Source organism: Azospira oryzae, from assembly GCF_004217225.1.
In the GTDB taxonomy this organism is placed as follows: domain Bacteria; phylum Pseudomonadota; class Gammaproteobacteria; order Burkholderiales; family Rhodocyclaceae; genus Azospira; species Azospira oryzae.
In genome coordinates this window covers 1673398-1689438 of sequence record NZ_SHKM01000001.1, presented here as the reverse complement: position 1 = coordinate 1689438, position 16041 = coordinate 1673398, and the positions used below count along the sequence as shown (strand labels likewise).

At 66.5% G+C, this 16041-nt stretch carries 13 protein-coding genes; 10 read left to right on the top strand and 3 right to left on the bottom strand.

Translation table 11 applies throughout. The annotated features are described in order from the left end of the window. Nucleotides 1–177: 177 nt before the first annotated feature. The 5 genes from ilvB to pssA all read left to right on the top strand — a co-directional run bounded on the left by ilvB (nt 178) and on the right by pssA (nt 4993). On the top strand, nt 178–1878 hold the full coding sequence (gene ilvB, locus EV678_RS07675; protein WP_014238537.1) for a biosynthetic-type acetolactate synthase large subunit: 1701 nt from the start codon (nt 178–180) through the stop codon (nt 1876–1878). A gap of 17 nt (nt 1879–1895) precedes the next feature. Then, the gene (gene ilvN / locus EV678_RS07670) at nt 1896–2387 is read left to right on the top strand and encodes an acetolactate synthase small subunit (protein WP_014238536.1); all 492 of its coding nucleotides are present in this window, start codon (nt 1896–1898) and stop codon (nt 2385–2387) included. A 29-nt stretch (nt 2388–2416) separates the two neighbouring features. Beyond that, complete coding sequence (ilvC, locus tag EV678_RS07665) at nt 2417–3433, top strand: ketol-acid reductoisomerase (RefSeq protein ID WP_014238535.1); 1017 nt, start codon at nt 2417–2419, stop codon at nt 3431–3433. Between the two features lie 138 nt (nt 3434–3571). Next, nucleotides 3572–4216 carry a phosphatidylserine decarboxylase gene (locus EV678_RS07660; protein ID WP_014238534.1) on the top strand — a complete coding sequence of 215 codons (645 nt, stop codon included), beginning with the start codon at nt 3572–3574 and terminating at the stop codon, nt 4214–4216. A 12-nt stretch (nt 4217–4228) separates the two neighbouring features. After that, nucleotides 4229–4993, top strand: a complete 765-nt coding sequence (gene pssA / locus EV678_RS07655) for a CDP-diacylglycerol--serine O-phosphatidyltransferase (protein ID WP_014238533.1) — start codon at nt 4229–4231, stop codon at nt 4991–4993. Between the two features lies 1 nt (nt 4994). On the opposite strand, the gene EV678_RS07650 is transcribed toward pssA, so the two are convergent. Continuing rightward, nucleotides 4995–6383, bottom strand: coding sequence for a sensor histidine kinase (locus EV678_RS07650; protein ID WP_130459065.1), 1389 nt, complete (start codon nt 6381–6383; stop codon nt 4995–4997). After that, complete coding sequence (locus EV678_RS07645) at nt 6367–7077, bottom strand: response regulator (protein WP_014238531.1); 711 nt, start codon at nt 7075–7077, stop codon at nt 6367–6369. The genes EV678_RS07650 and EV678_RS07645 overlap by 17 nt, the downstream gene beginning before the upstream one ends. A gap of 76 nt (nt 7078–7153) precedes the next feature. Between EV678_RS07645 and EV678_RS07640 the strand changes: the two genes are divergently transcribed. From EV678_RS07640 to EV678_RS07620, 5 genes are all read left to right on the top strand, one after another. Further along, nucleotides 7154–8410 carry a TolC family protein gene (locus tag EV678_RS07640; RefSeq protein ID WP_130459064.1) on the top strand — a complete coding sequence of 419 codons (1257 nt, stop codon included), beginning with the start codon at nt 7154–7156 and terminating at the stop codon, nt 8408–8410. Between the two features lie 16 nt (nt 8411–8426). Beyond that, the gene (locus tag EV678_RS07635) at nt 8427–9578 is read left to right on the top strand and encodes an efflux RND transporter periplasmic adaptor subunit (RefSeq protein ID WP_130459063.1); all 1152 of its coding nucleotides are present in this window, start codon (nt 8427–8429) and stop codon (nt 9576–9578) included. A gap of 4 nt (nt 9579–9582) precedes the next feature. Further along, nucleotides 9583–12690, top strand: a complete 3108-nt coding sequence (locus tag EV678_RS07630) for an efflux RND transporter permease subunit (protein WP_130459062.1) — start codon at nt 9583–9585, stop codon at nt 12688–12690. 320 nt (nt 12691–13010) lie between these two features. Then, nucleotides 13011–13892, top strand: a complete 882-nt coding sequence (locus EV678_RS07625; RefSeq protein ID WP_130459061.1) for a J domain-containing protein — start codon at nt 13011–13013, stop codon at nt 13890–13892. Between the two features lie 128 nt (nt 13893–14020). Beyond that, nucleotides 14021–15562, top strand: a complete 1542-nt coding sequence (locus EV678_RS07620; protein ID WP_014238527.1) for a 2-isopropylmalate synthase — start codon at nt 14021–14023, stop codon at nt 15560–15562. 63 nt (nt 15563–15625) lie between these two features. Here the strand turns inward: EV678_RS07620 and EV678_RS07615 are convergent, their stop codons facing one another. Beyond that, entirely contained in the window at nt 15626–15988 is a 363-nt protein-coding gene (locus EV678_RS07615) for a DUF2069 domain-containing protein (protein ID WP_014238526.1), read from the bottom strand. Nucleotides 15989–16041: the final 53 nt, after the last annotated feature.

Below are 16041 nucleotides of genomic sequence, written 5' to 3'. Positions count from 1 at the left end.
TAATTGCCCGCTGTGCGGGGCTTGTTTTTCCGGCCTGCGCCCGGCCTGGATGCGGGCCTCGGGGTGCGGCTGAATGGCGGGCTTTTACTGGCCTTGGGCGGGTATTTTACCTTGACCAATCCGGGGCGAGCCATTAACGTAGCAGGTTTTTCGAGCGACTTACGTAAGGCCATAAAAATGACGCTTACCGGTGCGGAGATTGTAATCAGGTGCCTTCAGGAAGAAAAGGTCGACTATGTGTTCGGCTATCCTGGCGGTTCGGTGCTGCATATTTACGACGAACTGTTCAAGCAGGACGACATCAAGCATATCCTGGTACGCCATGAACAGGCTGCCGTCCATGCTGCCGATGCCTATTCCCGCTCCTCCGAACGGGTCGGCGTGGCCCTGGTGACCTCCGGTCCCGGCGTCACCAATGCCGTCACCGGCATTGCCACGGCCTATATGGACTCCATCCCGATGGTGGTGCTGTGCGGCCAGGTGCCGACCTACTACATCGGCCAGGATGCCTTCCAGGAATGCGACACCGTGGGCATCACCCGCCCCTGCGTCAAGCACAACTTCCTGGTGAAGGACGTCAAGGATCTGGCCTCCACCATGAAGAAGGCCTTCCACATCGCCAAGACCGGCCGTCCCGGCCCGGTGGTGGTGGATATCCCCAAGGACATCACCGCCAACAAGTGCGAGTTCGAATATCCGGCCTCCGTGCAGATGCGCTCCTACAACCCGGTGGTCAAGGGCCACCTGGGGCAGATCAAGAAGGCCGTGCAGATGCTGCTGGAAGCCAAGCAGCCCATCATCTACACCGGTGGCGGCGTGGTCCTCTCCGACGCCTCCGAGAAGCTGGTGAAGCTGGCCAAGCGTCTCAACTTCCCGGTCACCAACACCCTCATGGGCCTGGGCGGCTACCCGGCCACCGACAAGCAGTTCGTCGGCATGCTGGGCATGCACGGCACCTACGAAGCCAACATGACCATGCAGCACGCCGACGTGGTGCTGGCCATCGGTGCCCGCTTCGACGACCGGGTGATCGGCAATCCCGAGCATTTCGGCGGCGTGCCGCGCAAGATCATCCATGTGGACATCGATCCTTCCTCCATTTCCAAGCGGGTCAAGGTGGATGTGCCCATCGTCGGCAACGTGCCCGATGTGCTGGACGAGCTGCTCAAGCTGCTGGACGACGGCGCCAAGGCGGCTCCCGACGTCTCCGACTGGTGGCAGCAGATCGACGGCTGGCGCGCCAAGAACAGCCTGGGCTACAAGCAGGGCGACCTGATCGAGCCCCAGTACGTGGTGGAGAAGCTCTACGAGGTGACCCAGGGCGAAGCCTTCATCACCTCCGACGTGGGCCAGCACCAGATGTTCGCCGCCCAGTACTACAAGTTCGACAAGCCCCGCCGCTGGATCAACTCCGGCGGTCTGGGCACCATGGGCGTGGGCCTGCCCTACGCCATGGGCGTGCTTTTCGCCAATCCGGGCGCCCAGGTGGCCTGTATCACCGGCGAAGGCTCCATCCAGATGTGCATCCAGGAGCTGTCCACCTGCAAGCAGTTCGAACTGCCGGTGAAGATCATCAACCTCAACAACGGCATGCTGGGCATGGTGCGGCAGTGGCAGGAGATGTTCTACTCCAAGCGCTACTCCCAGTCCTACGTCACTTCCCTGCCCGATTTCGTCAAGCTGGCCGAATCCTACGGCCACGTCGGCATGCGCATCGAGAAGCCCGAGGACGTGGTGCCGGCCCTGAAGAAGGCCTTCACCGAATACAAGGACCGCCTGGTGTTCATGGACTTCATCATCGACCCCGAAGCCAACGTCTACCCCATGGTGGCGGCCGGCAAGGGCCTGTCCGAAATGATCCTGTCCGAAGACCTGTGAGCCCGGAGTAGAGAACCATGCGACACATCATTTCCATCCTGCTGGAAAACGAAGCCGGCGCCCTGTCCCGGGTGGCGGGCCTGTTCTCCGCCCGCGGCTACAACATCGAATCCCTCACCGTGGCTCCTACCGAGGATGCCTCCCTGTCCCGCATGACCATCGTTACCACGGGGTCAGAAGATGTGCTGGAACAGATCACCAAACAGCTCAACAAGCTGGTGGACGTGGTCAAGGTGGTGGATCTTTCCGAAGCCGCTCATTCCGAGCGGGAACTTATGCTCATCAAGGTCCGCGCCACCGGCAAGGACCGCGAAGAGATGAAGCGTATGGCCGATATCTTCCGCGGCCGTATCATTGACGTCACCGATTCGACCTACGTCATCGAGCTGACCGGCACCGGCGCCAAGCTGGACTCCTTCATTGCCGCCCTCGATGCCGGTCTGATCCTCGAAACCGTGCGTACCGGCGTCTGCGGCATCGGCCGCGGCGACCGCATTCTCAAAGTTTGAAGCAAGCCCTTGAACCCGAAAGGAAAAAAATGAAAGTTTATTACGACAAGGACGCCGACCTCTCCCTCATCAAGGGCAAGAAAGTCACCATCGTCGGCTACGGCTCCCAGGGCCACGCCCACGCCCAGAACCTGAAGGATTCCGGCTGCAAGGTCACCGTCGGCCTGCGCAAGGGCGGTGCCTCCTGGGCCAAGGCCGAAAAGGCCGGTCTGAAGGTGGAAGAGATCGCCAAGGCCGTCAAGGGCGCCGACGTGGTCATGATCCTGCTGCCCGACGAGAACATCCCCGCTGTGTACTACGCCGACGTGGAACCCAACCTGAAGAAGGGCGCCGCCCTGGCCTTCGCCCACGGTTTCAACGTGCATTACAACCAGGTGGTGCCCCGCGAAGACGTGGACGTCATCATGGTCGCCCCCAAGGGCCCCGGCCACACCGTGCGCTCCGAGTACCTGAAGGGTGGCGGCGTGCCTTCCCTGATCGCCGTGTACCAGGACAAGACCGGCAAGGCCAAGGACATCGCCCTGTCCTACGCCGCTGCCAACGGCGGCACCAAGGGTGGCGTCATCGAAACCAACTTCCGTGAAGAGACCGAAACCGACCTCTTCGGCGAACAGGCCGTGCTCTGTGGTGGCGCCGTGGAACTGGTGAAGATGGGCTTCGAGACCCTGGTGGAAGCCGGCTACGCTCCCGAAATGGCCTACTTCGAGTGCCTGCACGAGCTGAAGCTGATCGTGGACCTGATGTACGAAGGCGGCATCGCCAACATGAACTACTCCATCTCCAACAACGCGGAGTATGGCGAGTACGTGACCGGCCCCGAAGTCATCAACGAAGAATCCCGCTACGCCATGCGCAACGCTCTGAAGCGCATCCAGACCGGCGAATACGCCAAGATGTTCATCCTGGAAGGCAAGACCGGCTACCCCAGCATGACCGCCCGCCGCCGCCTGACCGCTGATCATCCCATCGAGCAGGTCGGTTCCAAGCTGCGCGACATGATGCCCTGGATCAAGAAGAACAAGCTGGTGGACCAGTCCAAGAACTAAGACTGGCGCGGGGCGGAGCTAACCGGAGGCGCAGGCTGCACGCGCTTTCCGGGGCTCCGCCCCGGTTTCGTTGCAACTCCCGTCTTCACGCTGCGGCCCCGGCCGGAGCGTCCGCAAAACAGCCCTGAGAGCGCGTCCTTGAACAACTATCCCCATCCCATCATCGCCCGCGAAGGCTGGCCCTTCCTGACCATCGCCGTGGTGGCGGCCCTTGCCGGCAGCGCCTTTGCCCCGGTTTACGTGGCCGTGCCCCTGTGGATCATCGCCCTCTTCGTGCTGCAGTTTTTCCGCGACCCGGCGCGCAAGATCGCCGGCGGCGCCAAGACCATCGTGGCCCCCGCCGACGGCCGCATCGTCGCCGTGGAAAAGGCCCTGGACCCCTACCTCAACCGTGAGGCAGTGAAGGTCAGCGTCTTCATGAACGTCTTCAACGTGCACTCCAACCGCAGCCCGGTGGATGGCACCGTGCAACAGAAGTGGTACAACCCGGGCGCCTTCGTCAATGCCGCCCTGGACAAGGCCTCCGTCGAGAACGAGCGCTGCGCCCTGTGGATCAAGACCGCCGACGGCCAGGACGTGACCTCCGTGCAGGTGGCCGGCCTGGTGGCCCGGCGCATCCTCAACTATGTGGATGGCGGCGTGCAGCTGGCCCGGGGCCAGCGTTACGGCTTCATCCGCTTCGGCTCCCGCGTGGACGTATACCTGCCCCTGGATGCCCGCATCAAGGCCAGCATCGGGGAGAAGGTGTATGCTTCCTCCACCGTTCTTGCCGAGTTGGCGTAATTCACAGAAAAAATGTCCGAACTGAAACCCCGCAAGGTCCTCTTCAACCCGGAATTGAAACGCCGGGGCATCTACGTCCTTCCCAACCTGTTCACCACCGCCGCCCTGTTCGCCGGCTTCTTCGCCATCGTCCAGGCCATGAACGGGTTCTATGAACAGTCCGCCGTGGCCATTTTCGTGGCCATGGTGCTGGACGGGCTGGACGGCCGGGTGGCGCGCCTGACCCACACCCAGAGCGCCTTCGGTGCCGAATACGATTCCCTGTCCGACATGGTTTCCTTCGGCGCCGCGCCCTCCCTGGTGATCTACGAGTGGGCCCTGCGCGGCATGGGCAAGCTGGGCTGGATCGCCGCCTTCATCTACTGCGCCGGCGCCGCCCTGCGCCTGGCCCGTTTCAACACCACCCTGGAAGTGATCGACAAGCGCTTCTTCCAGGGCCTGCCCAGCCCGGCTGCGGCCGCCTTGGTGGCGGGCTTCGTCTGGCTGATGCTGGACAACGACATCGTCGGCAGCGACGTGCGGGTCATCGCCTGCATCCTGACCATCTTTGCCGGCGTCTCCATGGTCACCAACTGCCGCTTCTACAGCTTCAAGGACATCAACCTGCGCAAGAGCGTGCCCTTCATCTTCGTCGGTGCCATCGTCCTCGCCTTCGCCCTGGTCTTCATGTATCCCCCGGGCGTGCTGTTCGGCCTGTTCGTGGTCTATGCCCTCTCCGGCTACGCCCTCTCCGGCCTGCGCCTGCTGCGGCGCAAGCCCGCCTCCACTCCCCTCTGATTCACCTTCCGGGTGGCGGCGGGAAGCTCACTTCCAGCCGCGCACCTCCCAGCACCGGGGCCTCGTCCAGCCAGACGTCGGCCCCGTGCTGTTTGGCGATCTCCCTGACGATGGCCAGGCCCAGGCCGCAGCCTTCCGGATTCTGTTCCCCGTTGATGCGGTGGAAGCGCTCGAACACCTTTTCCCGCTGCTCCGGCGCAATGCCCGGGCCGGTGTCGTCCACCTGCAGCACGGCCGCCCCGTCCCGGGCGAAAGTCCGCACCGTGACGCTGCCGCCGGCGGGCGTGTAATGGATGGCGTTGTCGATGAGGTTGCTCAGCAGCTCCTCCAGTAGCCGCGGGTGGCCGAGGAGGGGGGCCGGCGCCAGGTCGAAACCCAGGTCGATGTTGCGTTCCAGGGCCCGGGGGTGCCAGGTCTCGGCGCACTGGTGCACCACTTCCACCAGGTCCAGGGGCTTCATCGCCTGTTCGCCGCCCGGCTCGGCCCGGGCCAGGGCCAGCAGCTGGTGGGCCAGGTGGGTGAGGCGCCGGGTGGCGGCCAGGATGCGTTCCAGCTCGGCCCGCAGTTCCCCGGTCTGGGTCGGGGCCGGGCCGTTGAGGCGGCGCAGGGCCAGTTCCGCCTGGGCCTGCAGGGCGGCCAGGGGCGTGCGCAGCTGGTGGGCCGCATCGGAGACGAAGTTGCGCTGGGCCGAGAGGGAGCCGTCGAGGCGGGACAGCAGATGATTCAGTTCTTCCACCAGGGGGCCGATTTCCCGGGGCACCCGGTCCGAGGAGACGGCGCTGAGGTCGTGGTGGGAGCGCTGGGAGAGCTGCTCCCGCAGGTCCTCCACCGGCTTCAGGCCGTGGCGGATGCCGAGCCAGCCCAGGCCCAGGGTGGCCGCCACCAGCAGCAGTTCCGGCAGCAGCATGGAGGTGAGGATTTCCCGCACCAGGTTGTCCCGCTTGGTCTGGGTCTCGGCCGCCAGGATCAGCAGGGGAATGCCTTCGCGCAGGACGAAGAGGGCGGCGACCCGCACTTCCCGGTCGTGGAACCAGCCGTCGTAGTAGATGCGGCCGTCCTCGGGCAGCTGCTGGGGCGGGCGCGGAATGCCCCGGTGGCCGGCGACGGATTCGCCCTGGGGGCCGATGACCTCGTAGAAGACGTTGTCGTAGCGGTCGGTGAGGAGGATCTCCTGGGCCTGGGACGGCAGGTTGAGCACCGGGTGGCCGCTGACGATGTGGATCTGGCCGGAGAGGGCCAGGGAGGTGTCGAGCAGGGCCCGGTCGTAGGCCCAGGTGGCGGAACGCAGGGCGATGCCGTAGGCCATCAGGCCGCCGGCCGCCACCAGGGCCAGCATGGCCGGCAGCAGCCAGATCAGCAGCAGGCGCCGCAGGCTAGGCTGGCGGATCATCGCTGGCCGCGTCCGCGCCGTCCTCGTCCTTCGGCTTTTCCAGGTAGTAGCCCAGGCCGCGCACGGTGCGGATGGAAATGCCCCCGGTCTCCAGCTTGACCCGCAGGCGGGAGATGAATTTCTCGATGGCGTTGGGGGTGATGTCCTCGTCCCAGCTGTATAGGGACTGCATGATCTGTTCCTTGCTGACGATGCGGTTGGCCCGGCTGACCAGGAACTCCAGGGCCGCCCACTCCCGGGCGGTCAGGTCCAGAGGCTCCTCCCCCAGCCAGGCCCGCTTGCCCACCGTGTCCAGGCGCAGCTTGCCCAGGCGCAGCTCCGGGTCCGGCTGGGTGCGGCCGCGGCGGATCAGGGCCCGGGCCCTGGCTTCCAGTTCGGACAGGGCGACCGGCTTGACCAGGTAGTCGTCGGCGCCCAGGTCCAGCAGGCGCACCCGCTCCTCCAGGGCCTCCCGGGCCGAGAGAATCAGCACCGGCGTCGCCAGCTTACGTCCGCGCAGCCGTTGCAGCACCTCGCTGCCTTCCATTCCCGGCAGGCCCAGGTCCAGGATGGCCAGGTCATAGTTCTGGTCCGTCAGCCAGCTGTCGGCCTGCTTGCCGTCCCGGGTCCAGTCGGTGACGTAGCCCGATTGCCGCAAAGCCTTCACCAGCCCGTCGGCCAGCAACTCGTCGTCTTCCACCAGGAGAATGCGCATGGGGCGTCAGTAGTTGGTCAGTAAGGGGCAATACGATACCAGCCTCCTAGGTATCGAGAAACTGCAGGCCGCTTCGATGTCACGTTCCCTCCTCATCTGTCTGGCCCTGCTGGCGACCGGCCCCGCCTCTCTGCATGCCGCCGAGCCGCTGCAGGAGCTTGGCCTGGCCCAGGCCGAGGCCCTGTGGCTGGCCCAAAACCGGGAAGTGCGGCTGGCCCGGGAGGGCGTGCAGGCGGCCCAGGCGGACAGCCTCACCGCGGCCCAGGCGCCCAATCCCCAGTTCAGCCTGTCCACCTCCTCCATCAACCCCCGCAGCGGCATCGGTGCCGGCAGCCTGGGGCAGAAGCGGGTGGATTCGGTGCTGCGCCTGGATCAGGTGATCGAGCGGGGCGACAAGCGGGAGCTGCGCCAGCAGGTGGCCGGCGCCGCCCTCGAGGCCGCCGGCCAGGGCCTGGCGGAGGTGCAGCGGCAGAGCCGCTTCCAGCTGCGGGTCGCCTACTGGGACCTGCGCCTGGCCCAGGAGCGCCGCCAGGTGGCCGAAGAAAGCGGCGAACTCTACCGGCGCAGCGTCAAGGCGGCGGAAATGCGCCTCAAGGTGGGCGATGTGGCCGGGGCCGACGTTTCCCGCCTGCGCATCGAGGCCGGCCGCGCCGAAAACGAGGCCCGGGCGGCCCAGGCCGACCTGGAGCGGGCCCGCCAGAACCTGGCCTACCTCATCGGCAAGGAATCCGAGGCCGCCAGCCTGCGGGCGACGGAGCCCTGGCCCCGCAGCGAAGGCGAGGCGGTCACCGCCCGCCGTCCCGAGCTGGAGAGCCGGGCCGACGTTCTCGCCGCCCGGGCCCGGGTCAAGGCTGCCGAAGCTGCCCGGGAGCTGGCGCGGGCCGCCCGCAGCCGGGACGTGACGGTGGGCGTGCAGTTCGAACACTTTCCCCCGGGCGATGCATCGCCCAACAACACCTACGGGGTCAGCCTGAGCGTGCCCCTGTTCCTGCGCCATGCCTACGAGGGCGAGATCGCCCGGGCCGAGGCCGAACTGCTGGCCGCCCGCACCCGGGAGGAACAGGTGCGGGCCCAGGCCCTGGGCGAGGTGGCCCAGGCCGAATCCCTGCTGGGCGCCGCCCGGGAGCGCCGTCAGCGGCTCGAGGACGGCCTGCTGGCCGAGGCCGAGCGGGTCGCCAGCGCCAGTGAATATGCCTACGGCCGCGGCGCCCTGGGCCTGCTCGACCTGCTCGATGCCCGCCGCACCCTGCGCGCCGTGCGTCTCGATGCCGCCATTCTCCGGGCCGAATACGCCAAAGCCTTGGCCGCCTGGCAGGCGGTCCTGGGCCAATAGAACAAAAGGAACGCCCATGAAGCCCCTGAAGCACTCCCCCCTGCTGCAGAAAAAAGTCCTGCTCCCCCTGGGCATCGCCGGCGCCCTGGCCGTGGCGGCCGTGCTGGTCCTGCGTCCGGCCGGGCCGCCGGCCGGACCGGCGCCCCTGGCCAAGCCGGCCCTCAACACCAACCACAGCATCAGCTTCCCGCCGGGGGCGCCCCAGCTGGCCTACCTGCGCATCGAAGCCGCGCCCGAGCTGCCGGTGCCCCTGCTGGAACCCCTGGCCGGACGGGTCAGTTACGACGAGAACCGTACCGCCCGCATTTTCGCCCCCACCAGCGGCCGGGTGCTGAAGGTGCTGGCCCAGGCCGGGGACACGGTCAAGGCCGGCGCCCCCCTGCTGACCCTGGACGTGCCGGACTACGCCGACCTGCGCAAGGCCGAGTCGGACCGGGAGACCAAGCGCTCCGCCCTGGAACGGAGCAAGGCCCTCTACGAACTGGAAGTGGTGGCGCGCAAGGATCTGGAAGCCAGCCAGAACGATTACCGGGCGGCCGAGGCCGAAGTGGAGCGCAGCCGCGCCCGCCTGCGCAATCTCTCACCCCTGGCCGGGGAGAGCGGTTTCGCCCTGCGCACGCCCCTGGCCGGCATCGTCACCGAGCGCCAGGCCAGCCCCGGCGTCGAGGTCCGCCCCGACGGCGCCGCGCCCCTGTTCGTGGTCAGCGATCCCCGTTCCCTGTGGGTCATGGCCGAACTGACGGAAAAGGACCTGGGCAAGCTGAAGGTGGGCCAGGCCGTCTCCATCGCCGTGGACGCCTATCCGGAACAGCGCTTCCCCGGCACGGTGGAGGCCATCGGCGACGTGCTCGATCCCCAGTCCCGCCGGGTGCCGGTGCGCTGTGCCGTGGCCAATCCGGAACGCCGCCTGAAGCCGGAGATGTTCGCCCGCATCGTGCCGGAGAACCCGGACCGGCGCCTGCCCAAGGTGCCCAACACCGCCCTGGTGACCGAAGGCCTGCACACCTATCTCTTCGTCGAATCCGAGCCGGGGGTGGTGGCCCGGCGCGAAGTGGTGCTGGCCTTCCGCGGCCACGACAGCAGCTTCGTCGAAAGCGGGCTGAAGGCCGGGGAGCGGGTGGTCACCGCCGGCGCCCTGCTGCTCAATGCCGAATTGGCCGGGAACTGAGGCCATGCTGGAACGCCTGGTTACCTTCGCCCTGGCCCAGCGCCTGTTCGTCATCGTCGGCGTCCTGGTGCTGATCGCCGTGGGCGGCTACGCCGTGGTCAATCTGCCCATCGAGGCCTTCCCCGACGTGCAGGACGTGCAGGTCAATATCGTCACCCAGGCCCCGGGCCTGGCGCCGGAGGAAGTGGAACGGAGCATCTCCCTGCCCATCGAGCGGGAGATGAACGGGGTGCCGCGCATGACCCAGCTGCGCTCCGTCTCCATCACCGGCCTGTCCATCGTCACCCTGACCTTCGCCGACAACACGGACGACTATTTTGCCCGCCAGCAGGTGACGGAAAAGCTGCAGAACGTGGTCTTGCCGTCCGGTGCCCAGCCCGGGCTGGCGCCCCTGACCACGGCGGTGGGGGAAATCTACCGTTATGTCTTCGAGGCCCCGGCGGACATGCCCCTGCACGAGGTGCGGGCCCTGCAGGACTGGGTGGTGCGGCCGGCCCTGCGCCGGGTCACCGGGGTGGCCGACGTGGTCAGCTTCGGCGGCGCGGTGAAGGAATACCAGGTGCGCATCGACCCGGCCCGCTTGCGCAAGTTCGCGGTCAGCATCGACCAGGTCTCCCAGGCCCTGGCCAGCAACAACGCCAACGCCGGCGGCGGCATCATGCGCCGCGGCGACGAGGCCCTGGTGGTGCGTTCCATCGGCCTGCTGTCCAAGATGGACGACATCGCCCGGGTCACCGTGGCGGTGCGGGACGGCAAGCCCATCCTGGTGGGCGACGTGGCCCGGGTCGAGATCGGCCCCCGCACCCGCTCCGGCATCGTCTCCTTCAACGAGCGGGACGACGTGGTGCAGGGCATCGTGCAGATGAGCAAGGGCCAGAACGCCATCAAGGTTTCCGCCGCCCTCAAGGAGGAAATGGCCCGGGTCGGCGAGCGCCTGCCCGCCGGCGTGCGCCTGGTGCCCATCTACGACCGCATCGAACTGGTCAAGCACACCGTGCACACCGTCAGCGAGAACCTGCTGGTGGGGGCGGTGCTGGTGGTGGGCATCCTGATCCTGTTCCTGCGCTCCTGGTTCGCCGCCGCCGTGGTGGCGGTGGTGATTCCCCTGTCCCTGCTCACCGCCTTCGTCATGATGCATACCAAGGGTGTGGCGGCCAATCTCATCTCCCTGGGGGCGGTGGACTTCGGCATCATCATCGACGGCGCCGTGGTGCTGGTGGAGGCCCTCATGGTGCGCCTGGCCATGGGCGAGCCGGAGAAGAACCCCCTGCACGGCACCCTGCAGTGGCGCATGCTGACCCTGAAGCACACCGCCATCGAGATGGGGCACCCGATCATCTTCTCCAAGGCCATCATCATCCTGGCCTTCCTGCCCATCTTCACCTTCGAGCGGGTGGAGGGGAAGATTTTCGCCCCCATGGCCTACACCCTCTCCTTCGCCATCATCGGCGCCATCCTGCTGACCCTGACCCTGACCCCGGCCCTGACCTCCTTCTACCTGAAGCAGCACAACCTGGCGGAAAAGCACCTGGACTGGATGCACCGCCTGCAGGGGCGCTACCGGGACCTGATGCAGTGGGCCGACGGCCGGCGGCGGCAGATCGTGGTCGGCTCCGGCCTCATCCTGGCCCTCTCCCTGGCCCTGGTACCCCACCTGGGCAGCGAATTCCTGCCCAAGCTGGACGAGGGCAATATCTGGCTCACCGTGACCCTGCCGCCGGCCACCAACCTGGCCAAGACCAAGGAGGTGGAGCAGGAGGTGCGGCGCATCCTGCTTTCCTATCCGGAGGTGAGCAAGGTCATCGCCCACGTCGGCCGTCCCGACGACGGCACCGACCCCAAGGGCCCCAACAACATGGAAATCCTGGCGGACTTAAAGCCCCACAACGAGTGGCGCTTCCCCAGCAAGGAGGCCCTCATCGCCGACATGAGCGGGAAGATCCGGGCCATTCCCGGGGTGCCCACCAACTTCTCCCAGGTCATCGAGGACAACGTGCAGGAATCCATTTCCGGGGTGAAGGGGGAGATCGCGGTGAAAATCTTCGGCCCCGACCTGGACATCCTGGAGGACAAGGCGGAGCAGGTGGTGGGCGTGCTCGGCGCCATCCACGGCGCTGCCGACGTGGCCGCCATCAAGGTCAGCGGCCAGACCGAGCTGGACATCACCCTGGACCGGGAACGCATGGCCCGCTACGGCATCAGCGCCCAGGACGTCAATGCCACGGTGCAGACGGCCCTGGCCGGCAGCGCCGTGGCGGTCTTCTACGACGGCGACCGCCGCTTCGACATCGTGGTGCGCCTGGAGAAGGAGTACCGGGACGCGGTGGACGACGTGGCGGACCTGCCCATCGCCCTGCCCCACAGCGACCATCCCTCCCTGGCCGACCCCGGCACCATACCCCTGGCCGCCATCGCCCATGTGGAAGTGCGCCAGGGCCCGGCCCGCATCGCCCGGGAGGCCGGCGGCCGCTATGTGGCGGTGAAGGCCAACCTGCTGGGGCGGGACCAGGGCAGCTTCGTCGCCGAGGCCATGGCCAAGGTCAAGGAACGGGTGCATCTGCCCAGCGGCTACAGCATGACCTGGGGCGGCCAGTTCGAGAACCAGCAGCGGGCCACCAAGCGCCTGGCGGTGATCGTGCCCCTCTCGGTGCTGGGCATTTTCGTGCTGCTGTTCTGGGCCTTCCGCTCCATGCCCTTCGCCCTGCTGGTGCTGGGCATGGTGCCCTTCACCTGGGTCGGCGGCATTCTCGGCCTGGCCGCTGCCGGCCTGCACATGTCCGTCTCCGCCGCCGTCGGCTTCATCGCCGTGGCCGGCATCTCGGTGCAGAACGGGGTGATCATGGTGGAGCAGTTCCTCGAGGGCGTGCGCAACGGCCAGAGCGTCGCCGTTTCGGTGCGGGAAGGCGCCGTCGGCCGCCTGCGCCCGATCCTCATGACGGCCCTGATGGCCGGCCTGGGCCTGCTGCCGGCGGCCCTCTCCCACGGCATCGGTTCGGAGACCCAGCGGCCCTTCGCCGTGGTCATCGTCGGCGGCATCGTCTCCGCCACCATCTTCACCCTGATCCTGCTGCCCCTGCTGTTCCCGGCCCTGTGCCGGACCGAGGAAAACTGAGGCGGTACTCCCCCGGGAGGCAGAAGGGACGGCCATCTCCGGGCATCCATGCCCGACAGTGGCGTCCTTTCTGCCTCGCAGGCTAATGCCAGTTTGGGTTTGGTTCTTCTCTTTGGTGGGTTCGAATAATTCCATTGGTATTAACCAGCCGTTCCTGTGCTGTAATGGAACGTGCGCGTTGCTGCTCATGCGACTGCCGGTCTGCCTGCTTCCGCGGATGGCTTCTGGCATGGCTGTGGTGTTTCTCCGCTGGCTGGTGTGGCACGTGCAAAGGCCTGATCAGGCCTCTTTCCCGTCCGTTTTTCGGGGGCGTTGCATAGATGCTGCAGATCCACACCCATTACGACCACTTGAAGGTGGCCCGCGATGCGCCGCCGGAAGTCATTCGGGCTGCCTACAAGACCCTGTCACAGAAATATCATCCGGATCGAAATCCGGGTGATGCCGGGGCGGCGCACAGGATGGCCCTGATCAATGCGGCCTATGACGTGCTGTCCGATCCCATCAGGCGCCAGGCCCATGATTTCTGGGTGGCCCAGCAAGAGGCGGTGGCGCAGGCTGCGCCTCGGGATCGGTGGGAGGTCCGGCCGCCACCGAGGCCGACGCAAACACCGTCTTCCGTGCTCGTTTTCTCCAAGCGGCGTCGTGCTCCCCAGACGCTGCTGCAGGACTGGCGCTTGTATGCCGGCCTGGCCTTGGCGGTCTTGCTTTTGTGGCTGAACCAGCGAGTGGCACCGGCGCCGGGGGCGGGGAGGTTTCTTGAAGGATATCTGCCGGGGAGCGCGCGCTATCTGCGCCCGCCTACCGCTCCCGACGGGCGACCCTGGCCGAGCAGTCCGGCCTATATCGGCTCAGACGCGCAAGCAACGGCGCCCGGCCTGTCTACCCTGACGGTGGACAACAGCCGCAATGATGTCGATTTCCATGTCAAGCTGGTTGCCCTGGAGGGCGCGCAGGCGCGGACTGTCCGCCAGTTTTACATCCCGGCATTCGGTCGGTTCAACTTGGAGAAGATTGCTCCCGGAAGTTATGACCTCCGTTATCGCGACCTTGTCAGCGGCAGTTTGACTCGCTCTGAGGCGATCCAGTTGCAAGAGGTCAGAAGCCCTGGCCGGGTTGAGTACTCCAACACCACGGTAACCCTGTACCGGGTGTTGAACGGCAACATGCAAACCTACCGTCTGTCTGAAGCCGAGTTTTGAAGCGGGGTGGGGCATCTTCCTATGGGAAGCCATCACCATGTTCAGCCTGTCGTTTCCCGGCGAAGGTAGGCTAGAATCCTTTCCCCTGCGCAAATAATTCCAGCGGCGGCAGATTCCGGAGAGAGACCATGAAACAGCAGCTGATCATTTTCGACACCACCCTGCGCGACGGCGAACAGAGCCCCGGCGCTTCCATGACCAAGGAAGAGAAGCTGCGGGTGGCCCGCCAGCTCGAGCGGATGCGGGTGGACGTGATCGAGGCCGGCTTCGCCGCCGCCTCTCCCGGCGACTTCGACGCCATCCACGCCATCGCCGAGGCGATCAAGGATTCCACCGTCTGTTCCCTGGCCCGGGCCAACGAGAACGACATCCGCCGCGCCGGCGAGGCCATCAAGCCCGCCGCCCGGGGCCGCATCCACACCTTCATCGCCACCAGCCCGATCCACATGGAGAAGAAGCTGCGCATGAGCCCGGACCAGGTGGTGGAACAGGCGGTCAAGGCCATCGGCTGGGCCCGGGAATACACCAACGACGTGGAATTCTCCGCCGAGGATGCGGGCCGCTCCGAGATCGATTTCCTCTGCCGCATTTTCGAGGCCGTGATCAAGGCCGGCGCCACCACCATCAACGTGCCCGACACCGTGGGCTACAACCTGCCCAGCCAGTTCGCCGAGACCATCCGCCAGCTGATCGAGCGGGTGCCCGGTGCCGACAAGGTGGTGTGGTCCGTGCACTGCCACAACGACCTGGGCCTGGCCGTGGCCAATTCCCTGGCCGCCGTGCTGGCCGGCGCCCGCCAGGTGGAATGCACCATCAACGGCCTGGGCGAACGGGCCGGCAATGCCTCCCTGGAAGAGGTGGTGATGGCGACCCGCACCCGGGCCGACATCTTCCCGGTGGAAACCCGGGTCGACACCACCCAGATCGTGCCCGCCTCCAAGCTGGTGTCCCAGATCACCGGCTACCCGGTGCAGCCGAACAAGGCCATCGTCGGCGCCAACGCCTTCGCCCACGAGTCCGGCATCCACCAGGATGGCGTGCTTAAGCACCGGGAAACCTACGAGATCATGCGGGCCGAAGACGTGGGCTGGTCCCAGAACAAGCTGGTGCTGGGCAAGCACTCCGGCCGCAACGCCTTCAAGACCCGCCTGGCTGAACTGGGCATCGACCTGCCCAGCGAAGAGGCCCTCAACGCCGCCTTCGCCCGCTTCAAGGAACTGGCCGACAAGAAGCACGAGATTTTCGACGAGGATCTGCAGGCCCTGGTTTCCGACGAGACCGTGACCCCGGAGCAGGAGCACTACAAGCTGGTCTATTCCCAGGTCTGCTCCGAGACCGGGGAGATTCCCGAATCCGCCGTCACCCTTGCCGTCGGCGGCGCCGAGCACAAGGCAGCGTCCTCAGGCAGCGGTCCGGTGGATGCCACCTTCAAGGCCATCGAGAAAATCGCCGCCAGCGGCGCCGAGCAGTTGCTCTATTCGGTCAATGCCATCACCACCGGCACCGATGCCCAGGGCGAAGTGACCGTGCGCCTGGCCAAGGGCGGGCGCATCGTGAACGGCCAGGGGGCCGATACGGATATCGTCATCGCCTCGGCCAAGGCCTATCTCAACGCCCTGAACAAGCTCCACTCCTCCCTGGAAAAGCTCAATCCCCAGGGCGATATCTGAATGGGCTGAACTGGCCGCGTCGGCCAAGCGCAGCAGCGGCCGGGCAGCGCCCGGCCCGGGCCCTCACCCTGCGGTGGGGGCCTTTTGTTTGGATGGGCGGGTGAGGCGGGCGTAGGCCACGACGCAGGCGAAGAAGGCCAGGCTGAGCAGGGTTTCGATGCCCGCCAGCCACTGGGTCAGGCCCTGGTCGGAGGTGACCCGCACGGACCCTTCGGCCAGATAGAAGAGAATGAAAAGGGAGCTCCACTGGTAGGTGTAGCGGCGCCCCTTGAGGATGCCGAACAGGGGCGGCAGCAGGAACACCGCCTTCAGCGCCAGCCAGGAGCCACCCGGCTTGAGCGGCGCCAGCCATAGCTCCCAGGCCAGGCAGAGAAAGATCAGGGCGATCAGCAGGGTGCTGGCGATGAGGACGAGGCGTTTTTCCATGACGGGGCTTCCAGGCGGGGTCGGCTATTATAGCGGCGGTGTCGGGGCGGCCT